This is a genomic window from Ruegeria sp. BG6, from assembly GCF_056538465.1.
On record NZ_JBQFTB010000004.1, the window covers coordinates 158363 to 178557 of the forward strand.

Annotated in this window: 19 protein-coding genes; 9 read left to right on the plus strand and 10 right to left on the minus strand. The window is 60.9% G+C overall.

What is annotated here, in order from left to right:
* The first annotated feature begins 4 nt into the window (after nt 1-4).
* The 4 genes from pta (at nt 5) to ACR0JW_RS09975 (ending at nt 5648) form a co-directional block, all read left to right on the plus strand.
* Nucleotides 5-1012: a phosphate acetyltransferase gene (gene pta, locus ACR0JW_RS09960; protein ID WP_170679507.1), complete on the plus strand. Its 1008-nt coding sequence runs from the start codon at nt 5-7 to the stop codon at nt 1010-1012.
* A gap of 89 nt (nt 1013-1101) precedes the next feature.
* Nucleotides 1102-3924, plus strand: a complete 2823-nt coding sequence (locus ACR0JW_RS09965; protein ID WP_170679505.1) for a molybdopterin oxidoreductase family protein — start codon at nt 1102-1104, stop codon at nt 3922-3924.
* A gap of 102 nt (nt 3925-4026) precedes the next feature.
* The gene (locus ACR0JW_RS09970) at nt 4027-4776 is read left to right on the plus strand and encodes a 4Fe-4S dicluster domain-containing protein (protein WP_170679503.1); all 750 of its coding nucleotides are present in this window, start codon (nt 4027-4029) and stop codon (nt 4774-4776) included.
* Nucleotides 4776-5648, plus strand: a complete 873-nt coding sequence (locus ACR0JW_RS09975) for a DmsC/YnfH family molybdoenzyme membrane anchor subunit (protein ID WP_170679501.1) — start codon at nt 4776-4778, stop codon at nt 5646-5648. The genes ACR0JW_RS09970 and ACR0JW_RS09975 overlap by 1 nt, the downstream gene beginning before the upstream one ends.
* A gap of 139 nt (nt 5649-5787) precedes the next feature.
* Here the strand turns inward: ACR0JW_RS09975 and dapA are convergent, their stop codons facing one another.
* Entirely contained in the window at nt 5788-6660 is an 873-nt protein-coding gene (gene dapA / locus ACR0JW_RS09980; protein WP_170679499.1) for a 4-hydroxy-tetrahydrodipicolinate synthase, read from the minus strand.
* Nucleotides 6661-6793: 133 nt separating this feature from the next.
* Between dapA and ACR0JW_RS09985 the strand changes: the two genes are divergently transcribed.
* On the plus strand, nt 6794-8758 hold the full coding sequence (locus ACR0JW_RS09985; protein WP_170679497.1) for a lytic transglycosylase domain-containing protein: 1965 nt from the start codon (nt 6794-6796) through the stop codon (nt 8756-8758).
* Here ACR0JW_RS09985 and ACR0JW_RS09990 read toward each other — a convergent pair.
* A complete protein-coding gene (locus ACR0JW_RS09990) occupies nt 8732-9601 on the minus strand; it encodes a DMT family transporter (RefSeq protein WP_170614282.1) in 870 nt (289 codons plus the stop codon). The genes ACR0JW_RS09985 and ACR0JW_RS09990 overlap by 27 nt on opposite strands.
* The gene (mnmC2, locus tag ACR0JW_RS09995; protein ID WP_170679495.1) at nt 9598-10263 is read right to left on the minus strand and encodes a tRNA (5-methylaminomethyl-2-thiouridine)(34)-methyltransferase MnmC2; all 666 of its coding nucleotides are present in this window, start codon (nt 10261-10263) and stop codon (nt 9598-9600) included. Before mnmC2 ends, ACR0JW_RS09990 begins: the two co-directional genes overlap by 4 nt.
* Before the next feature lie 55 nt (nt 10264-10318).
* Here mnmC2 and ACR0JW_RS10000 point away from each other — a divergent pair, with 55 nt between their 5' ends.
* On the plus strand, nt 10319-11353 hold the full coding sequence (locus tag ACR0JW_RS10000; RefSeq protein ID WP_170679493.1) for an NAD(P)/FAD-dependent oxidoreductase: 1035 nt from the start codon (nt 10319-10321) through the stop codon (nt 11351-11353).
* Here the strand turns inward: ACR0JW_RS10000 and ACR0JW_RS10005 are convergent.
* The 4 genes from ACR0JW_RS10005 to ACR0JW_RS10020 all read right to left on the minus strand — a co-directional run bounded on the left by ACR0JW_RS10005 (nt 11345) and on the right by ACR0JW_RS10020 (nt 14366).
* Complete coding sequence (locus ACR0JW_RS10005) at nt 11345-12157, minus strand: HTD2 family dehydratase (protein ID WP_170679491.1); 813 nt, start codon at nt 12155-12157, stop codon at nt 11345-11347. The genes ACR0JW_RS10000 and ACR0JW_RS10005 overlap by 9 nt on opposite strands.
* A gap of 51 nt (nt 12158-12208) precedes the next feature.
* On the minus strand, nt 12209-12751 hold the full coding sequence (locus tag ACR0JW_RS10010) for an NAD(P)H-dependent oxidoreductase (protein WP_170614278.1): 543 nt from the start codon (nt 12749-12751) through the stop codon (nt 12209-12211).
* A 132-nt stretch (nt 12752-12883) separates the two neighbouring features.
* Nucleotides 12884-13555, minus strand: coding sequence for a YiaD family glycine zipper/OmpA-like lipoprotein (locus ACR0JW_RS10015; RefSeq protein WP_170679489.1), 672 nt, complete (start codon nt 13553-13555; stop codon nt 12884-12886).
* Nucleotides 13556-13673: 118 nt separating this feature from the next.
* Nucleotides 13674-14366 (minus strand): helix-turn-helix transcriptional regulator, encoded by a 693-nt coding sequence (locus ACR0JW_RS10020; RefSeq protein WP_170679487.1) that lies wholly within the window; start codon nt 14364-14366, stop codon nt 13674-13676.
* Nucleotides 14367-14472: 106 nt separating this feature from the next.
* Between ACR0JW_RS10020 and ACR0JW_RS10025 the strand changes: the two genes are divergently transcribed.
* Nucleotides 14473-14664 carry a hypothetical protein gene (locus tag ACR0JW_RS10025; RefSeq protein ID WP_170679485.1) on the plus strand — a complete coding sequence of 64 codons (192 nt, stop codon included), beginning with the start codon at nt 14473-14475 and terminating at the stop codon, nt 14662-14664.
* 2 nt (nt 14665-14666) lie between these two features.
* On the opposite strand, the gene ACR0JW_RS10030 is transcribed toward ACR0JW_RS10025, so the two are convergent.
* A complete protein-coding gene (locus tag ACR0JW_RS10030) occupies nt 14667-15314 on the minus strand; it encodes an RluA family pseudouridine synthase (protein ID WP_480713862.1) in 648 nt (215 codons plus the stop codon).
* A 98-nt stretch (nt 15315-15412) separates the two neighbouring features.
* Between ACR0JW_RS10030 and ACR0JW_RS10035 the strand changes: the two genes are divergently transcribed.
* Entirely contained in the window at nt 15413-15823 is a 411-nt protein-coding gene (locus ACR0JW_RS10035; RefSeq protein ID WP_170679481.1) for a nuclear transport factor 2 family protein, read from the plus strand.
* A gap of 2 nt (nt 15824-15825) precedes the next feature.
* Nucleotides 15826-16536 (plus strand): SGNH/GDSL hydrolase family protein, encoded by a 711-nt coding sequence (locus tag ACR0JW_RS10040; protein WP_170679478.1) that lies wholly within the window; start codon nt 15826-15828, stop codon nt 16534-16536.
* Here the strand turns inward: ACR0JW_RS10040 and rarD are convergent.
* Together rarD and ACR0JW_RS10050 are read right to left on the minus strand one after the other, a co-directional pair.
* Entirely contained in the window at nt 16527-17432 is a 906-nt protein-coding gene (gene rarD / locus ACR0JW_RS10045; RefSeq protein WP_170679476.1) for an EamA family transporter RarD, read from the minus strand. The two genes, ACR0JW_RS10040 and rarD, sit on opposite strands and share 10 nt — an antisense overlap.
* Before the next feature lie 264 nt (nt 17433-17696).
* Complete coding sequence (locus ACR0JW_RS10050) at nt 17697-20150, minus strand: FAD-dependent oxidoreductase (protein ID WP_170679474.1); 2454 nt, start codon at nt 20148-20150, stop codon at nt 17697-17699.
* Nucleotides 20151-20195 lie beyond the last annotated feature (45 nt).

Below are 20195 nucleotides of genomic sequence, written 5' to 3' on the forward strand. Positions count from 1 at the left end.
GCGCATGACCCTGACACCCATCGAGCTGTTGCGTCAGCGCGCCCCGGCAACCCGACCTGTAATTTCCTTATGCGAAGGCAGTGACCCCCGCATTGTTGCGGGGGCGCTTGCCGCCCATGCGGCTGAACTGGCCGATATCATTCTGGTCGGCGTACACGCCGACGTCGAAGGCACTCTGAAAGACCTGGGCGCTTCCGCATCAGTTGGCGTGACGATACACGACCCTGCAACTTCGGATCTGACTGAAGAGTTTGCCCAAGCCTATTTCGAACTGCGCCAGCACAAGGGCGTGGATCAGGCCAAAGCCCGAAAAGCCGCCGAATCTCCTCTGGTCTATGCCGCCATGCTGGTTCGCAGCGGGCGCGCCACCGGAACGGTCGGCGGCGCCATCCATACCACCGGTGATATCGTGCGGACGGCCATTCAGGTGATCGGCATGGCGCCGGACGCGGGAATGGTGTCCTCATTCTTCCTGATGTACCCGCCAGAAAACGCAATGCCGGGCGCGCGGGCAATGCTGTATTCCGATTGCGGCCTTGTGATCGACCCCAGCGCTTCAGAGCTGGGTAGGATCGCACTCGCATCATCCAACTCCGCGCGGGCATTGCTGTGTGTTGATCCCAAAATCGCCATGCTCAGCTTTTCAACCAAGGGCAGTGCGAAACACGCCGCTGTGGACAAGGTCATCGAAGCCACTGAAACCCTGTGGCAGACGGCACCAGATCTTGAGGTCGACGGCGAATTGCAGTTCGATGCGGCCTTCGTACCATCGGTCGGAGATCGCAAATCCCCCGGATCGTCTGTGGCCGGTCAGGCCAACGTCATGATCTTCCCCAATCTCGACGCCGGCAATATCGGCTACAAAATCACCCAGCGCCTTGGCGGATATTCTGCCATCGGCCCGGTTTTGCAGGGGCTGGCCCAGCCGGCCAACGACCTGTCACGCGGCTGCAGCGCCGAGGATGTGACTCAGATGATCGCCGTGACCGCCCTGCAGGCCGCCGGAACATAGAACTTATATTTGCGCCGTTCGCAGAACGGTGTTCTCAATTCGGAATGAAAGTGACAAGTTCATCCCGACACAACCGACAGGACCCGCCAATGACGCATCAGCAGCCGATCCTAGACACTTCTCCCAAGGTCTCGGACGAGATCAGGCGGACCACCTGCTATATGTGCGCCTGCCGTTGCGGCATTAATGTGCACATGAAAGACGGCAAGGTCGCCTATATCGAAGGCAACCGCGATCACCCGGTGAACAAGGGCGTCCTGTGCGCCAAGGGCAGTGCCGGGATCATGCAAGTCAACGCGCCGTCACGGCTGCGCGCACCGTTGAAACGGGTTGGGCCGCGCGGCTCGGGCGAATTCGAAGAAATTAGCTGGGACGAAGCGCTGGACATCGCCGTCGGCTGGCTGAAGCCCCTGCGTGAAGACAACCCCGAGAAGCTGGCGTTCTTCACCGGCCGCGACCAGTCGCAATCCTTCACCAGCTTCTGGGCGCAGAATTTCGGCACCTGTAACTATGCGGCCCATGGCGGGTTCTGCTCGGTCAACATGGCGGCTGGCGGCATCTACACGATGGGCGGCGCATTCTGGGAATTCGGACAGCCCGACTGGGATCACACCAAGCTGTTCATGCTGTTCGGCGTGGCTGAAGACCATGACAGCAACCCGATCAAGATGGGCATCGGCAAAATCAAGGCGCGTGGCGCGCGGGTGATCGGCGTGAACCCGATCCGTTCGGGGTATAATGCAGTGGCCGATGACTGGGTCGGGATCACGCCCGGCACCGATGGCCTGTTCATCCTGTCGATGATCCATGTGCTGATGAAGGCCGGCAAGATCGATCTGGACTATCTCAGCCGCTACACCAACGCGCCTGTGCTGGTAAACGCCTCGGACGGGCCGGAACAGGGCCTGTTCCTGCGCGATACAGACGGCAAACCGCTGGTCATTGATCGTGCAACCGGCGAACTGACCGCTTTTGACAAACCCGGCGTGCGCCCAGACCTGTCGGCCACCTACGAAAAAGACGGCGTCACCCACCGCCCGGTCTTCCACCTGATGGCCGAGAAATACCTCAGCGAGGAATACGCCCCCGAAGCCATCGCCGAAAAGTGCGGCATCCCCGCCAAGCGCATCCGCGCCATTGCAGCGGAACTCGCCCGCGTCGCCTTTGACGAGGCCTTCGAGATCGATCAGGAATGGACCGATTTCCGGGGCGAGAAACATGACAAGATGATCGGCCGCCCCGTCGCCATGCACTCGATGCGCGGCGTCTCGGCCCATGCCAACGGATTCCAGACCTGCCGGGCGCTGCATGTGCTGCAGATCATTCTGGGCACGGTCGAGGTTCCCGGCGGTTTCCGGTTCAAACCGCCCTACCCCAAACCGGTCGAGGCACACCCGACGCCACACTGCAAGGTCACACCGAACTCACCGCTGGACGGCCCGCATCTGGGCTTTGTACGCGGTCCGGATGATCTGGCGCTCAAGGCCGACGGCAGCGCAGCGCGGATCGACAAGGCGTTCACCTGGGAAAACCCGATGTCCAGCCATGGTCTGATGCATATGGTGATCTCAAACGCACATGCCGGCGATCCCTACAAGATCGACACGCTGTTCATGTACATGGCCAACATGTCCTGGAACTCGACCATGAACACCAAGGGTGTCATGGACATGCTGACGGACAAGGATGAAAACGGCGACTATGTGATCCCGCATATCATCTATTCCGACGCCTATTCCTCGGAAATGGTCGCCTATGCCGATCTTATCCTGCCCGACACCACGTATCTGGAGCGGCACGATTGCATTTCGCTGCTTGACCGCCCGATCTGCGAGGCGGACGGCGCCGCAGACGCCATCCGCTGGCCGGTGATCGAGCCTGACAGGGATGTGCGCGGGTTCCAGACGGTTCTGATCCAGCTTGCCAACAAGCTGGGCCTGCCCGGCTTTACGAACGAAGACGGCGCCGCCAAGTACACCGATTACGCCGACTATATGGTCAATCACCAGCGCAAGCCGGGCATTGGCCCACTGGCCGGCTTCCGCGGCGAGAACGGCGATCAGGCCGGGCGCGGCGAGGTGAACCCGGATCAGTTGAACCGCTACATTGAAAATGGCGGGTTCTACGTCGAACATGTCCCGGATGAGGCGCTGTACTACAAACCCTGGAACAGCGCCTATCAGGACTGGGCCGTCAATCTGGGCCTCTATGACAGTCCGCAACCATACCTGTTCCAGCTCTACTCCGAGCCGATGCGGAAATTCCAACTGGCAGCCGAAGGGCATGGCGAGCGCCAACCGCCCGATCATCTGCGCCAGCGCATCAAGGACACGATGGATCCTTTGCCGATCTGGTACGAAACCGATCAGACCGGGAACGAGGGGTTCACCGTCAACGCCCTGACCCAGCGGCCCATGGCAATGTATCACAGCTGGGGCACCCAGAATGCGTGGCTGCGCCAGTTGCACGGACGCAACCCGCTCTATGTGCCGACCAAACTGATGCGGGAACACAACCTGTCGGACGGCGACTGGGCCAAAGTCACGTCTCCGCATGGTGAAATCACCGTGCCTGTGATGGAAATGGCGGCGCTGAACGACAATACTGTCTGGACCTGGAACGCCATTGGCAAACGCAAAGGCGCGTGGGCCCTGCAGGAGGACGCCCCCGAGGCCACCAAGGGCTTCCTGCTGAACCACCTGATCCACGAGCTTTTGCCCCCGAAAGGTGACGGGCTGCGTTGGGCAAACTCCGATCCGATCACCGGACAGGCCGCATGGTTCGATCTGAAAGTCAAAATCGAAAAAGCAGCCGCGCCGCAGGAAATGACGGAAAGCCAGCCGGCCTTCCCACCGATCAAGTCACCTGTCGGAACCGGCCCGACCAATCTGGCATGGAAGGTGGGCAAATGACCGGGATCCAAACTTCATCTGGCCAGAAATATCCCGGGGGTGAATTGAGCCACAGGCTCAAGAGGGGGCTGGCCCCCTTCCCGGCAGCGGAGATCCAATGACATGACCCAACTCCCTCCGTCAACCGAGCGCAAGATGGGTCTGGTGATCGACCTGGACACCTGTGTCGGCTGCCACGCCTGCGTGATTTCCTGCAAAGGCTGGAACACCGAAAACTATGGCGCGCCTTTGTCGGATCAGGACGCTTACGGCGGCAACCCGTCGGGCACTTTCCTGAACCGCGTGCATTCCTACGAGGTGCAGCCGACCGAAGGGCACGCCCAGTTGATCCACTTCCCCAAATCCTGCCTGCACTGCGAAGACGCGCCCTGTGTCACCGTCTGCCCGACCGGAGCCAGCTACAAGCGGGTCGAGGACGGAATCGTCCTGGTCAATGAAAGCGACTGCATCGGTTGCGGCCTCTGTGCGTGGTCCTGCCCTTACGGTGCCCGCGAACTGGATCAGGCAGAAGGCGTGATGAAAAAATGCACCCTCTGCGTCGACCGGATTTACAACGACAACCTGCCCGAGGTGGATCGCATCCCGTCATGTGTGCGTACCTGCCCCGCCGGGGCCCGGCATTTCGGCGATCTGGGCGACCCAAACAGCGATGTATCAAAACTGGTCGCCGAACGGGATGGCATGGATCTGATGCCGGAAATGGGCACCAAGCCCGTCAACAAATACCTGCCGCCGCGCCCGAAGGACACCGTCGAAGACCAGATCGACATCCTTGCACCGCTTCTGGCACCCGTCGCCGAAGAACCTAAGGGCTTTCTGGGCTGGCTCGACAAAACACTGGAGAAGCTCTGATGCATCCGGCACCTTCCGTTATCATCTTCACCACGCTGTCCGGCCTTGGTTTTGGCCTGCTGTTCTTTCTTGGCCTCGGCAGCCCGGACGTCACCGGCTGGGTGGCTTTTGCTTTCTACGCAATCGCTTATGGTCTGGCCGTTGGCGGCCTGATGGCGTCGACCTTCCATCTGGGCCACCCCGAACGCGCGCTGAAGGCGTTCACCCAATGGCGATCAAGCTGGCTTTCGCGTGAGGGCTGGTGCGCGGTCATCGCATTGGTTCTTATGGGCCTCTATGCCTTTGGCGCGGTCTTTCTGGGCCAAAGCTGGAGCGTTCTGGGCGCATTGGGGGCGCTGTTTTCACTGGCGACCGTGTTTACCACCTCGATGATCTATACCCAGCTGAAGACCATTCCACGCTGGAACATGAAACTGACCCCGCTCATGTTTCTTACCTTCAGCCTGGCCGGCGGCGCCTTGCTGGCCGGACAGACGGGATTGGCCCGTCCCCTGCTGATGATTGCCGCGTTGGTTCAGATTCTGTACTGGGTGCGGGGCGACAAAGCCCTTGCGGTTTCAGGGACCGATCTGGGCACCGCAACCGGGCTTGGGTCGAGGGGGGCCGTCCGGGCGTTTGAACCACCGCATACCGGGACCAACTACCTGTTGCGCGAATTCGTGCATGTGGTCGGACGCAAACACGCCGAGAAACTGCGGATCATTTCGTTCACGCTGGCCTTCCTTGTCCCCGTTGTGTTGCTGGTATTGCCGTTCAGCCATTTCTTTGTGCTGTTGGCCGTGCTGTCGCACCTGGCTGGCGTTGCCGTATCACGCTGGCTGTTCTTCGCTCAGGCCGAGCATGTGGTCGGACTGTATTACGGCAAGCGCTGAAACGAGGGGGTCAGCCCCCTCCTGAACCTTAGGCTCAGTCCACCACCGGCGGAATTTCGAACAAAAGAAGTCCGGATACCGGAAAGAAACAGGGCGGCTTCACCCGGTGAATGCCGCCCTTTTTTCGCGTCGAACGCGTTCAGAGAAGTCCGGCGTGGACCATTGCCGCGTCGATGGCGGATTTTGTGCTGCTGTCCAGCCCGGTCAGGGGCGAGCGCACGTCTTCACTGCAACGGTTCAGTTTGCTGAGCGCGTATTTGGCGCCGACAAGGCCGGGTTCAATGAAGATCGCTTCGTGCAGGGGCATCAGACGGTCCTGATAGGCCAGCGCCTTGGCGTAATCACCGGCAAGGGTCGCCTGCTGGAATTCGGCGCACAGGCGCGGGGCCACGTTTGCCGTCACCGAGATGCATCCGACCCCGCCATGCGCGTTGAAGCCAAGAGCGGTCGCATCTTCCCCGGACAATTGGCAGAAATCGGTACCGCAGCTTGCCCGCTGCTGGCTGACCCGCGCCAGATCGCCGGTTGCATCCTTCACCCCAACAATGCGCGGCAGCTGTGCCAGTTCGCCCATTGTCGCCGGTGTCATGTCGATCACCGAGCGGCCCGGGATGTTGTAAATGACAATCGGAATTCCCGCGCAATCATGCAACGCCCTAAAATGGGCAATCAGACCCTTTTGGGTCGGCTTGTTGTAATACGGCGTGACAACCAGAGCCGCAGCCGCGCCGACCTTCTCGGCGAACTGCACGAACCGGATCGCCTCGACCGTGTTGTTGGATCCGGCACCCGCGATGACCGGTACGCGGCCGGCAGCGGCCTTGACGACCTCTTCCACCACCACTTCGTGTTCTTCATGGCTGAGCGTTGGGCTTTCGCCCGTGGTTCCCACCGGCACCAGCCCGGTCGAACCTTCCTGGATCTGCCATTCCACCAGATGTTTGAGCGTGTCCAGGTCCAACTCACCGTTTCGGAACGGGGTGACGAGTGCTGGCATCGAGCCTTTGAACATGGAACGCTCCTTAGCGTACAGTTTGCTGTGAACGCGCCACCCTTTATCACAATCTTCGGTTTGTGAGTTGATCCCGGCGGCGCAAGGTTTATCCTGAATGGCTGTATCCTTGGTTGGTTGGGAAATGCAAGGGATGACACGTTTTCTGGCGGTATTGATAACCGTGATTCTTTGTTCGACGGCTCAGGCGCGCGCGGATGCCGCCGCGGACCTGCGCGCCGCGCTGAACGAGATGCGCAAAGGCGACTGGAACGAGGCCCTGCGCGTCTCAGGAACGCGCGGGTCGGTGTCCCGTGACATCATCGTCTGGCACTGGTTGCGCAGCGGCTTTGGCAGTTCGGGCGACGTACTGGTTTTTCTCGACCGCCGGTCGGACTGGCCCGGACTGGCCTGGCTGCGCCGCAAAAGCGAACCTTCGTTCACCGGGGCCGACCCGGACCGGGTATTGAAGTTCTACGACGGCTCACCGCCGCAAACCGCCGAGGGTGCCTTGAATTTCGCGGTTGCCCTGATGGCCAAGGGTCGCAGGGGCGATGCCGAAGCGGATATCGTGATGGCCTGGCGCACGATGCCCATGGGGTCGGGTTTGCAGAAGGACTATCTGGAAAACTTCGGTAAATTGCTGAAACCGCATCACGCGGCCCGGTTGGACCGTATGCTCTGGGACGGGCATCTGGTCAGCGCTGATCAGATGTTGCCGCTGGTCAGTGCGGATGAACGCAAATTGGCCGAAGCCAGAATCGCGCTGCAAAAACGCCAGCCCGGTGTGGATGCAAAGATTTCGGCAGTGCCGGACTCGCTGGCGTCGTCAGCCGGGTTGGCCTTCGACCGATTCGTATGGCGGGACCGCAAGGAACTTGACGACAGCGCCATCGATTTGATGCTGGAACGCTCAACCAGCCCACAGGCTTTGGGCGAGCCGGGCAAATGGGCCGAAGGGCGGCGCAGGCTGGCGCGGCTGGAGATGCGCAACGGAAATATCGCACGCGCCTATGACGTGGCGGCCAACCATCACATGACGCCCGAAATGGGCTATGGTTACGCTGATCTGGAATGGCTCGCCGGGTTCCTCGCGCTGCGCAAACTGAACGATCCGGACACGGCCGTGCGCCATTTCCAGAATTTCTCGGCCGCGGTTCAGTCGCCAATTTCCAAAGGGCGCGGCGGCTATTGGCTGGGCCGGGCCTATGCGGCGCAGGGCGATGCGGACAAGGCCTATGACGCCTACGCAATCGGCGCGGATTACCAGACTTCCTTCTATGGCCTGCTGGCGGCCGAGCGCATCGGGCGCCCGTTTGACAGCGAGCTTGCCAACCCGCGCCGCGCACCGCATTGGAAACAGGCGGGTTTTGCGAATTCCAGTGTATTGGAAGCGGGGCTTCTGCTGCTGCGAGCCGGCGAGGACAATCTGACAGAACAGTTTCTGACCCATCTGGTGGAAGGTCTCGATCCGGTTGAGGCCGGTCAACTGGGTGATCTGGTGCTGGAACTGAAGGAGCCACATCTGGCAGTCATGATCGCCAAGCGCGCCGCCAGAACAGGATCGGTTTTGCCTGCGGCCTACTACCCTGTCCATCCGGTGGCCGATATGGGCCTGCCCATGGCGAAGGAAATGACCCTGGCCATTGCCCGCAGGGAAAGCGAGTTTGACCCGGTCGTGGTCAGCGGAGCCGGCGCACGCGGTTTAATGCAGGTCATGCCAGCCACCGCCAAGCTGGTCGCGCAGGAGATGGGCATCCTCAGCGGTCATCAGACCGGACGCCTCACATCGGACTGGCAATACAACGCCAAGCTGGGGGCGAACTACCTATCCGGGCTGGCCGCCGAGTTCAACGGCAACGTGGTCATGATGGCGGCCGGGTACAACGCGGGACCCAAGCGTCCGATTTCGTGGATGGAACGCTTTGGCGATCCCCGCGCCGGAGAGGTCGACGTCATCGACTGGATCGAAACCATCCCGTTCAGCGAAACGCGCAACTATGTAATGCGCGTCGCGGAAAGCATGCCCGTCTATCGCGCGCGTCTGGGCAAACCCGCCCTGCCCATTCCGTTTTCGCAGGAACTTACCGGCTCAACCCTGGCGTCTTTCGCGCCATAGGGTGAACAGGCCTGCCGCCACGACAAGCGCCGCGCCCACGACAACAGCTGGGCGCAGCGTTTCGCCAAATATCGAAATGCCCAACAGTGCGCTCCAGACCAGATGGAAATAGGCAAAGGGCTGAACTGCGCTGGCTTCCGCCATTTCATAGCATTTGATCAGCAACCAATGCCCTGTCACGCCGCTGACGCACAATAGTGCCATCCACAACCAGTCCGCCTGGGCCATCGGTTCCCAAAACCACATGCCAACCAGCGTCATGGCCACCGCCCCGACGACACCCGTCCAAAAAAAGCTGGTGGCCGTGCTGTCGCGACGGGCAACGTATCGGGTCAACAACCCATAGACCGCAAACATCAGCGCCGAAATCAATGGAATGACCGCCCAGGGGTTGAAGACGCCAACACCGGGTTCGAGAATGATCAGGACCCCGATGCATCCAACCCCGATCGCAGACCAGCGCCGCCAGCCCACCTTTTCACCCAGAACCGGCCCGCTGAGCGCGGCCACTAACAGGGGATAACAGATGAAAACGGCCATGCTGTCGATCAGACCCAGAACCGTGAAACCGAAAACGGCCACACAGATCTCGGCCGCCAACAACACTCCCCGGATGACCTGAAGCCCAAGCTGGCTGGTTTGTGTTGCCGCCTTCAGCCCGCCGGGTGCACGGGCCGCGATGGTGATGACAAATGCCGCGAAGAACCAATACCGGATCATCACGACCATGTAGGTGTTGTAGGTTCCGGCCAGATGACGCGAAATCCCGTCCTGCAACGCAAAGACGATTGTGGCCGCGACCATCAGGGCAATCCCGGCCCGCACATTGTTCTGCTGACTCATTCTTTGATTGCCCGTGTCATGTGCCGTTTGCGCCCGTATCCGGGCGAACGCGTGACTGAAAACCCGGCCTCGGTCAACGCACGCCGCACGAAACCGGCCGCAGTATATGTCGCGACTGTGCCGCCGGTCGCAGTGTGACCGGCGACCTGCTTTAACAGGTCCGCCTGCCACAACTCCGGGTTCTTGGCCGGGGAAAACCCATCCAGAAACCAGGCGTCCGCAATGTCCGACCAAGCGGGCAGGGTTTCACGCGCGTCGCCTTCGATCACTTTCAGGTGCAGCGTGCCAAGATCGCATTCGCCACCTTGCCAATGCGCCAGAAACCGGCTGCTCCAGGGTTGAAGCTCTGGGAAACATGCCAGTGCGCGTGCCATGTCTGCAGGATCCATCGGAAAGGCTTCGAAACTGGTGAAGGTCAGTGGTGTTGTCTGACCGGATGCCTCCCACGCGGACCAGACCGTCAGCATGTTCAGGCCGGTTCCGAAACCAAGCTCGGCGATTCGAAAACCCGGCGCAAAGCGACCGGGCAGATCGTTGCCTGCCAGAAACACATGCCGTGTCTCTTCCAGCCCGTTCTGGAGCGAGTAATATGGATCGTCGAACCGGTCCGAAATCGGGATCTGCTCGTCCGTCCAGGTCAGTTCGGCGCGCTGGTCTGCCATCGGGGAATCCTGTAGCTAGGCGGCGCGACACTGAACAAGGAAAAGGGGATTGGCAATGGTCGATGTGACAGTGCGTGGCGCGGGTATTTTCGGCCTGTCCATTGCCTGGACCTGCGCGCGGCGCGGCGCAAAGGTGCAGGTGGTCGATCCTTTTGGTCCCGGCTCGGGCTCCAGCGGCGGTCTGGTCGGCGCACTGGCGCCTCATGTGCCGGAAAACTGGAATGCCAAAAAGGCATTTCAGTTCGACAGCCTGATCATGGCCCAAGCGTTCTGGAACCAGGTCGAGGCGACAGGTGGCGTGTCACCCGGTTATGCGCGTCTGGGTCGCCTGCAGCCCATCGCTGACCAGCGCAATCTGGATCTTGCGCATCAGCGCGCTAAAACGGCCATCGAACTGTGGCAGGGACAGGCAGAATGGCGCGTTGTTGAAACCGCCAAGGCTGGCGCCTGGTGCCCGCCCAGCCCGACCGGATACGTCATCCACGACACATTGAGTGCGCGCATGCATCCCAGACGGGCCTGTGCCGCGCTGGTTGCGGCCCTGTCCGTGATGGGGGTCGAAATTGCCACAGACGCGCCCGACCGGGGTCGGGTCGTACACGCCACCGGATTGGCGGGCCTACTGGAACTGAACCGCCACTATGGCAAAACTGTTGGCAATGGGGTCAAGGGCCAGGCTGCCCTGCTTAGGTTCGATGCAGGGACGGTGCCTCAGCTTTTTGTTGATGCAATTCACATCGTGCCCCATGCGGACGGCACTCTGGCCATCGGATCGACATCCGAGCGGGACTATGAAGACCCTTCCAGCACCGACAGCGCCCTGGAAGACGTGATCGACCGCGCCACGCGCGCCGTTCCCGTTCTGCACGGCACCGAAGTGATTGAACGCTGGGCCGGGGTCCGCCCCCGCAGCAAAAGCCGCGCACCAATGCTGGGCGAACATCCTATGCACCGGGGTCAGTACATTGCCAATGGCGGCTTCAAGATCGGTTTCGGTATGGCCCCCAAAGTGGCCGATGTCATGGCCGATCTGATACTGGAAAAACGCGATCAGATACCGGAGGGATTCAGACCCGAAGCCTCACTCTGACACCGGAGTGGCAACCGCCTGCATACATTTCCGGCCGTCCGGCCCCGCGACCCACAGCTCGCGACCGTTCCGGCACAGGGCCGCCGTTTCGAAGTGCATGAGTGGGGAGGACGCGCGGAACGAAAACTCGGACAGCGGCCCCATCAGATCGGTTGCAAACAACATCAGATGCTGCGCCAGCAACGGTCCATGAACGACAAGCCCGTCATAGCCTTCGACGTCGCGCGCATAGTCCAGATCATAGTGGATCCGGTGGCCATTAAATGTCAGTGCCGAATACCGAAACAACAAAGTTGAGGAAAACCTAAGCTCTCGGCGATCCGTTTGGTCGGTTCTGGCCGTTGGCGGCTTCGGCTTGATTGCATCAGCCGAAGGGTCTTCACGGTAAACAAGATCCTGCCATTCCGTCAGACACAGATCTTCCCCCTGCCAGATCTCGTGCCGCAAGGTGACAAAACCCAGCGGCCCGGTCCGGCCAGTTTTTGACGTGGCGCTTTCCAGAAAGGACCGGCGCCGGGCTGGCTTGCCCGCGACCAGGGGCGCGCGGAACCGCAACCGGCCTCCGGCCCACATGCGACGTGGCAGGCCCAGATCCGGGATCAGGCCGCCGCCCACCCTGGGGTGCCCATCCCTGCCAAGCTGATCGGGTGGAAGCGGTGACCAGAAATACAACTGGTGAAAAAACGGCGGAAGCGGTGCGCCCGCCGCAACGGAAACTGGTTGTCCCAGCGCCACCTGCAAGGCAGCGGCGCGCGCGGGATCCATCATGTCCTGCTGTGTTTCGGCCCGAGTTTCATCTGACATGCCCGCACGTTACGCGCCAGGGCATTGCGGAACAAGTACCGCGCCTTGGCCTCAGAAACCGGCCTCGGCTTTCAGCTTCTGCATCAGCGTCCGCAGCGGGTTCTCATAGCGCTCGCTACTCAGCCGCCCCTGATCGTCAAATGCGTTCGAGCTGTCGGCAAGATGGATTTCAGGACCTTGCAAGATGCGCGTCTGAAACGGCACCATATAGGCGCGCAACATCATCTGCGCGCGTTCGCCGCCGGCCCGACCAGCGGCGGCGGACATCACCGCAACGGGCTTGTCCGCCCATGGTTTGCCACTGGTTCGGCTGACCCAGTCCAGCGCGTTTTTCAGCACACCGGACGGCCCCTTGTTGTATTCCGGGGTCGAAATGATCACCGCATGGGCCTGCGCAATCTGGTCAGCCAGCACCTGAACCGACGCGGGAATGCCCTCACCCGCCTCCAGATCACCGTCATACAGAGGCAGGTTGAGGTCGGCCTCGATGAAAGTGCCGGGCTCGAACAACCGCGCGGCCTCGCGCAGCAACTTTCGGTTTGTCGCGTTCTGGCGCAACGAACCGGACAGGCCCAGAAGGGTCGGTTCGGACATTATCGGGAACTCCGCTTTGTTGTTTTCGGGAACTTATACGGGGATGGACCGGGACCATAGCCCTGTTGACGCACAGTCAGTGCGCATGGACAGGGCAAGAGAATGTGCCCTGTCCACGATTGTTGGATCAGATCAGGCGTTGCCGCTGGGCACGACGACAATCTCGACCCGACGGTTCTGCGCCTTGCCATCCGGCGTCAGGTTCGAAGCGACCGGATTGTTTTCACCCTGACCGATTGTAGTGATGCGGGAATAGCTGACGCCATTGGCCTGCAGGATATCGGCCACGGCATTGGCCCGCCGCTCGGACAGGCCCTGATTATAGGTGGCGTCGCCGTCGCTGTCGGTGTGTCCGATGATCTGAACGTTCGAATTCGGGTAGTTGACCAGATTCTGCCCCACCTTCACCAGATCGGACCGCAGCCCCGGACGCACGGTCGAGCTGTCGGTGTCAAAGGTGATGTCATTGGGGACGGTAACGATCAGGCGGTCGCCTGTATTGACGATGGTGATCCCGTCATTGGCCAGTTGCTGACGCAGCTCCGCCGCCTGGCGATCAAGCTGATTGCCGATGACGCCGCCACCTGCGGCTCCAATGGCACCACCGGCCAGCGCACCCAGAAGCGGATCCGAGTCATTGGCAATAGCGCCGACGCCTGCACCGATCAAACCGCCCAGCAAGGCACCCTGCTTTGCGTTCTGATTGGGGTCGCTTTGCACTGAAAGCGTGCCTGGGTCGGTACATGCGCCAAGAACAAGGGCCGAACACAGCCCGGCAGAAATAACAAACTTGGAAATCGTCATGGATTTACCCTCTGCTCATGAACCCGTTCATCGGGTTTGATTTGTTTGGGCCAGTATATCACGGCAGGCCGCTGAAGCCTCAAGCAACATTCCGGTGAAATCGGCAATTACCTGCCAGTCAAGCAGGGGCTGATGAGCCATCCCAATTGTTCTTCTCTTGCCAGATGGCGCGCAGCGGCTGGCCCTGACCGCAGAAATGCGCGTCCAGAACGTCACACGCCCAGATACGGTCCGTGCGAAAGTGTCGAAACCCGTTTCGCAACTCGCACCATGCCGCCAGCATCGTGCATTCGATGTGATAGATCAGCGCAACCGGGCGCACGACGCGTTCCGTACGCTCGTCTTCGGAATTGACGTAAACCAGCCTGAGTTTCTGTTCCGCCCGGATTGCCTCGCGGTAGCTGGCAACCGGAACACACCCTTTGTCAGGATCGTCCCGAGGCGCCCCCCACGGCGCCACCTGCAACCAGTCTGCGGGCACCTGCAGCGCTTCGATTTTCCGGCAAACGCGGTCTGCGGCCTGTTGCAGCGTGCTGTCACCCGTGCGGGCCAGCATTGACAGCCCAACCCACAGCGCCTCGATTTCTTCCGCATCAAAGTTCAGCGGCGGCAGATCATACCCCCGGCGCATCACGTAGCCCACGCCCGCCTCTCCTTCGATCGGCGTCCGCTGCGCCTGCAGCGCCGCGATATCGCGGTACACGGTGCGAACAGATACTTCCAGTTGCTCTGCCAGCGCATCCGCTGTCACCGGCGCATCGGACATGCGCAGGATCTGGATAATTTCAAACAGACGGGTAGATCGGCCCATCGCATCCTCCTGACGGTCTGCTGACACAGTAGCACACCCCACTGACAGGGTGGTGTCAGGAGAGGACTGCAATGCTTGGCACATCACGCAAAAATGGAGAGCAATCATGCCAAGCCGCGACAACCACGTCATGATGACGCTGAAACTCGGAAGATGGTCGCAGGATCACACCTTGCGCGGATTTGAGATTGAACGCCAGATCATGGCCGAACGCCACTGTCGGTCCATGCAACAGCGAAGACGCGTCAGACGATTTTCTCTGGGCAACCTCAAGATGATATGGGGCTGGGTGCTTTAGCTTCAGAAATCGGGCTTGGCCCTGAATTTCATCGCAACTCCGCCTTCGGGGTTCTTCAGGCGCAGCTCTTCGGAATGCAGCATCAGGCGCGGGTAATCCCGCGCCGCACCCGTCGCATAGAACGGATCACCCAGGATCGGGTGCCCCAATGCCTGCATGTGAACCCGCAGCTGATGCGACCGGCCCGTTTTGGGAAACAACCGAATGCGCGTGCTGCGGTCCTCATGTCGGACGACCCGCCAGTCCGTCACCGCAGGTTTGCCCGTCTCGTGACACACCATCTGGCGCGGCCGGTTTGGCCAGTCGACGATCAGAGGCAGATCAACCATTCCGGATTTGGACTCAACCAGGCCCCACACTCGCGCTACATAGGTTTTGCGCGTCTGGCGCTGTTCGAACTGCTGACCCAGATGGCGTTGCGCATGCGGTGTTTGTGCAAACACCATCACACCTGACGTGTCCCGGTCCAACCGGTGAACAAGCAGGGCCTGAGGAAAAGCCGCCTGAACCCGGGTCAGAAGGCAATCCGACAGATGCTCCCCCCGGCCGGGTACCGAAAGCAGGCCCGGCGGTTTGTTCACCACGATCAGCTGCGCGTCTTCATGCAGCACATCCAGTGGCGTGTTCGGGGGGGTGTAGTTCTCGCTCATGCGGGCTTGCCTATCGCAGCGCGCGACCTCCCGCAACGTCGTCCTTGCTTGCGACCCATCGTTCGGCAACTCTCGGACCCAGTTGAGGAGGAACAGAGATGCATCCGACAATCGAGCGCATGCAGGACGCGGTTGCAAAAGGTGACGAGGCCCGGATACCGGATCTGCTGGCCGAGGATGTGCAGTTCCTGCCGCCGACTTATTACAGCACATGGACCGGGCGTGCACCTGTTGCGGCGGTGCTTGGGCATGTCAGCCAGGTGTTTTCCGAGTTTCGCTATCGCCGCGTCATGGGCGAGGGTTGCGACTGGGCTTTGGAGTTCCAATGCAAGGTCGGTGAACTGGATGCCGTGGGTGTGGATTTGATTACGCTGGATGACGATGGCCTGATCCAGAAATTCGAAGTGGTCATGCGCCCGCACAAAACCGTCGGCGCCCTGCGCGAGGCGATGATGGCGCGGGTGATGAGCGACGCCCGCTTTCTGGAATTTCGCAAGGCGCTGAGCTGACCATGCGTGCTCCTGTCGCCGCTGATCAGCTTCTGCGCCTTCCGCTGCTGCCAGTTCTGGCGATGCAGGGTCTGTCTGTCCGGCGCAATGCCCAGATGCTGCCCGAGCCATCAGGGCCGCGCGAAGGCCGCGAAGGCCGCGGCCCCCGGCTGCGGTTGCTGATCACGGGTGACAGTTCGGCTGCCGGCGTAGGCGCAGGCACGCAGAAACAGGCCTTGTCCGGGCAACTCGTCCAGCGCCTGGCGCGGCACTATTGTGTTGAATGGCGGCTGGAGGCTACGACCGGCCATACAACGCAGGATACGATAGACCGTCTTGGGACGCTGAATACTCAGTTCGATGCCGTGGTGACGGCGCTGGGTGTGAATGACGTCACCCGCGCCGTGACGCAACGCCGGTTTGCCGAACGACAAGCCCGCCTGATGTCCCTGCTGACAGGCGCCATGGGCGCGCGGCGCGTGATTGTTACTGCAGTCCCGCAAATGGGCCGTTTTCCGGCCCTACCCCAACCTTTGGCCTGGGTTCTGGACCGGCAGGCGCGACGGCTGGATCAGGCGCTGCAGAAGGTGGTCGCAGAGCGCCCTCAGTGCCGGCACCTCGTGCTGGATTTGCCGGATGACCCGGCGCTTGCCGCGCCCGACGGGTATCACCCCAGTCCGAAAACCTACGCGATCTGGGCGGATGAAGTTGACCGCGCGCTGCGTCAGGACTGAGCCCGAATCTGCCGGATCATCGGAACCGAATAGACAACCAAAGCCGCCCAGATCAGCGGAAAGGCGATCATGCGACCACGATCGATTTGTTCTCCAAACAAGGTAATCGCGGTGATGAAGATCATGGTTGGGGCGATGTATTGCAGAATGCCCATGGTGGACAACCGCACCAGCTTGGCACCGTTGGCGTAAACCAGCAAAGGCACCGCCGTCACCAAACCGGCACCCGCCAGCAGCATCGTATCCGCCCCGGCCAACCCAAAATGTCCGCGGCCTTGCGCACCCAGCCAGGTCACGTAGGCCAGCGCCGGGATCAGAAGAACCAGAACCTCGAGAAGGAACCCCTGGTTTGGTCCGATAGGAAGGGAGCGTTTGAAGAACGCGTAAAAGCCCCAAGTAAACATCATACCCAGTGCGGCCCAGGGCAGTGCTCCGGCTTCTAGCACAAGTATGATGACGCCCAGCGCTGCCAGCCCAACCGCTACTATCTGCGTTCGGTTCAAAGGTTCGCGCAGCAAAACTGCGCCCAGCGCAATGCTGAACAAGGGGTTGATATAGTACCCCAATGCCGCGTCCAGCGCCCGCCCGGTGGCAATAGCCCAGACATAGATCGCCCAGTTCACTGAAATCAAAGCGGCCGTCAGGCAGGCCATGCCCAGCATTTTTGGGTTTCGCAGTGCCGCCTTCAGATCGCCTGTACGCCCCAGCGCGATCAGCAACAGACCGGCGACCGGCACGGACCAGATCACCCGATGAGCCACAACCTCGACCGGACCGATATGCGCCATCGCCTTCATGTACAGCGGCAGAAACCCCCACAGTACATAGGCGGTTACAGCCAGCGCCAGACCGCGCGGCGTATCGACGTTCTGAGTTGGAGCAGCGATGTCCGCCATGTCAGGTCTCCGGCTGATACCGTTCGTCTTTACGGCAGTTCAGGCCGGGTTGGGAACTGTGAATTCTGTGAAGGCTCGTATCACGAACCTTGATAGGATCGCGCCTTGGGCTTTCAGCTGGCTTTTCACCGTTTGCGAGGCTCTGCCTCGCGCTCCGGGATATTTTTGGCCAGATGAACAAGGGATCCTTCATTCATCTGGCCCCAAATATCCCGGGGGAGGCGCAGCTTGCTGCGGCGGGGGCAGCGCCCCCACAGCACCGGTTCAGACTTTGACGCGCTCGGATTTAGGGTCGTACATCGGCTTCAGCGATGCCTCTGCCCAAACCTTCACACCGCACACGTCGATCTCATAGCTCGATGCCAATACATCAGCCGCCTTCTCGCCCTCACATGGCACGTATCCCATACCAACGGCGCCGCCCAGCGTGTGGCCATAGTTGCCTGAGCTGAGATAGCCGACATACTCACCATTGCGAATGATCGGTTCATTGTGGAACAGCAGCGGCTCTGCATCGGTCAGCTTGAACTGCACCAGGCGACTCTTTGGCCCGCTTTCCTTGCGCGCGATTACCGCCTCGCGGCCGATGAAATCACTGCCCTTGTCGACCTTTACAGCGAACCCGAGTCCGGCGTCGACAACATGGTCTTCGCAAGTGATATCGTGGCCGAAATGGCGGAAGCCCTTTTCGATCCGGCAGCTGTCCATCATGTGCATCCCACACAACTTCAGCCCCATGTCCTGACCAGCCTCGTGCAGTGTTTCGAACACATGACCCGCCATGTCAGACGAGACATAGATTTCCCAACCAAGTTCACCCACATAGGTCACGCGATGCGCGCGGGCGAGCCCCATGCCGATCTCGATCTGCTGTGCGGTACCAAATGGATTGGTTGCGTTGGTGAAGTCGTTGGGCGAGACCTTTTCAAGCAGCGCGCGGGCGTTCGGGCCCATCACGGCCAGCACCCCTTCGCCCGCGGTGACGTCAGTGATGACCACGTTGAAATTGCCGGCATGGCGTTGCATCCAGGTCTGATCCGCCAGACGGGTCGCCGCCGGAGTGACCACCAGATAGGACGTTTCAGTCAGGCGGGTGACCGTCACGTCCGCTTCAATCCCGCCGCTGCGGTTCAGGAACTGGGTATAGACGATTTTGCCATTGGGCACCGAGTAGTCGCCGCCGCCGATATAGTTCATGAACGCCTCGGCATCGGGACCTTCCACCCGGATCTTGCCGAACGACGACATGTCGTACATGCCGACATTCTCACGCACGGCGCGATGCTCGGCTGCCGAATTCTCGAACCAGTTCTGGCGCTTCCAACTGTACTGATACTCACGCTCCTGCCCTTCACTGGCGTACCAGTTGGCGCGTTCCCATCCGGCCAGTTCACCAAATACCGCGCCCTGTTCCTTCAGGTGGTGGTGGAACGGCGTCCGCCGCACACCGCGCGCGGTCGCCTTTTGACGATAGGGGTAGTGATCGGCATAGAGCAGGCCCAGCGTCTCTTTCGAGCGTTCGAACAGGTACTGTTTGTTGCCCTGGAACGGCTGCATCCGGCTGATATCCACATCGCCAAGGTCAAACGGTTTCTCACCCGTATCCATCCATTCGGCCAGTGCCATCCCCGCGCCACCGGCGGACTGAATGCCGATCGAGTTGAACCCTGCCGCGACCCAGAAATTGTCCATCTCGGGCGCAAGGCCAAGGTGGTAGGCATCGTCGGGGGTAAAGCTCTCGGGGCCGTTGAAGAAGGTATGGATACCTGCCTCGGCCAGCATGGGCATCCGGTTGCAGGCATCTTCGAGGATCGGTTCGAAATGGTCGAAATCCTCGGGCAACTGGTCGAATTCGAAGGTATCCGGGATACCGTCCATGGCCCATGGCTTGGCGTTCGGCTCGAACGCGCCCAGCAGGATTTTGCCCGCGTCTTCCTTGTAATAGGCGCATTCATCCGGCACCCGCAGCACGGGCAGCTGCGTCAGACCATCGATGTTCTCGGTAACGATGTAGAAATGCTCGCAGGCGTGCAGCGGGACGTTGACGCCCGCCATCCGGCCAACCTCGTGCCCCCACATGCCTGCACAGTTCACCACCATGTCGCATTCGATGTGGCCCGAGGCGCTGCCGTCATCGGCAACCCAGTCCACACCTGTCACCTTGCGGCCCTGTTTGACGATCTCGGTGACTTTCACGCGTTCTTTGACAATGCCGCCGCGCTGCCGTGCGCCCTTGGCAAGTGCCAGCGCGATGTTGGCTGGATCGCCCTGTCCGTCCAGCGGCAGGTAAACCGCACCCTTGACGTCTTCGAGGTTCAGATGCGGATAAAGCTCCGCAACCCGCTCGTTCGAGATTTCTTCAACCTCGACCCCGAATGCCCGCGCCATGGCGGCCTGGCGATAAATTTCTTCCTTGCGCTCTTCGGTCAGGGCCACGGTGATCGATCCGCAGCGCTTGAACCCGGTCGCAACGCCGGTTTCCTCCTCAAGCGAGCCATAGAGTTCCTGACTGTACTTCGCCAGTTTGGTCATGTTGGCCGTCGCGCGCAGCTGCGCGATCAGACCCGCGGCGTGCCATGTCGTGCCGCTGGTCAGTTGCTTGCGTTCCAGCAGCACGACATCTGTCCAACCCTTCTTGGTCAGATGATACGCGACCGAGCATCCGATAACGCCGCCGCCGATGATGACCACTCGGGCCTTGGTGGGAAGATCAACCATCCTGATGTCTCCGCTGTGTCAGGTTTGGGATAAAATGCCACGGAT

Coding starts and splice junctions, on each gene's coding strand:
- pta (WP_170679507.1), top strand. CDS start 5: ATGACCCTGACACCCATCGAGCTGTTGCGTCAGCGCGCCCCGGCAACC.
- ACR0JW_RS09965 (WP_170679505.1), top strand. CDS start 1,102: ATGACGCATCAGCAGCCGATCCTAGACACTTCTCCCAAGGTCTCGGAC.
- ACR0JW_RS09970 (WP_170679503.1), top strand. CDS start 4,027: ATGACCCAACTCCCTCCGTCAACCGAGCGCAAGATGGGTCTGGTGATC.
- ACR0JW_RS09975 (WP_170679501.1), top strand. CDS start 4,776: ATGCATCCGGCACCTTCCGTTATCATCTTCACCACGCTGTCCGGCCTT.
- dapA (WP_170679499.1), bottom strand. CDS start 6,660: ATGTTCAAAGGCTCGATGCCAGCACTCGTCACCCCGTTCCGAAACGGT.
- ACR0JW_RS09985 (WP_170679497.1), top strand. CDS start 6,794: ATGACACGTTTTCTGGCGGTATTGATAACCGTGATTCTTTGTTCGACG.
- ACR0JW_RS09990 (WP_170614282.1), bottom strand. CDS start 9,601: ATGAGTCAGCAGAACAATGTGCGGGCCGGGATTGCCCTGATGGTCGCG.
- mnmC2 (WP_170679495.1), bottom strand. CDS start 10,263: ATGGCAGACCAGCGCGCCGAACTGACCTGGACGGACGAGCAGATCCCG.
- ACR0JW_RS10000 (WP_170679493.1), top strand. CDS start 10,319: ATGGTCGATGTGACAGTGCGTGGCGCGGGTATTTTCGGCCTGTCCATT.
- ACR0JW_RS10005 (WP_170679491.1), bottom strand. CDS start 12,157: ATGTCAGATGAAACTCGGGCCGAAACACAGCAGGACATGATGGATCCC.
- ACR0JW_RS10010 (WP_170614278.1), bottom strand. CDS start 12,751: ATGTCCGAACCGACCCTTCTGGGCCTGTCCGGTTCGTTGCGCCAGAAC.
- ACR0JW_RS10015 (WP_170679489.1), bottom strand. CDS start 13,555: ATGACGATTTCCAAGTTTGTTATTTCTGCCGGGCTGTGTTCGGCCCTT.
- ACR0JW_RS10020 (WP_170679487.1), bottom strand. CDS start 14,366: ATGGGCCGATCTACCCGTCTGTTTGAAATTATCCAGATCCTGCGCATG.
- ACR0JW_RS10025 (WP_170679485.1), top strand. CDS start 14,473: ATGCCAAGCCGCGACAACCACGTCATGATGACGCTGAAACTCGGAAGA.
- ACR0JW_RS10030 (WP_480713862.1), bottom strand. CDS start 15,314: ATGAGCGAGAACTACACCCCCCCGAACACGCCACTGGATGTGCTGCAT.
- ACR0JW_RS10035 (WP_170679481.1), top strand. CDS start 15,413: ATGCATCCGACAATCGAGCGCATGCAGGACGCGGTTGCAAAAGGTGAC.
- ACR0JW_RS10040 (WP_170679478.1), top strand. CDS start 15,826: ATGCGTGCTCCTGTCGCCGCTGATCAGCTTCTGCGCCTTCCGCTGCTG.
- rarD (WP_170679476.1), bottom strand. CDS start 17,432: ATGGCGGACATCGCTGCTCCAACTCAGAACGTCGATACGCCGCGCGGT.
- ACR0JW_RS10050 (WP_170679474.1), bottom strand. CDS start 20,150: ATGGTTGATCTTCCCACCAAGGCCCGAGTGGTCATCATCGGCGGCGGC.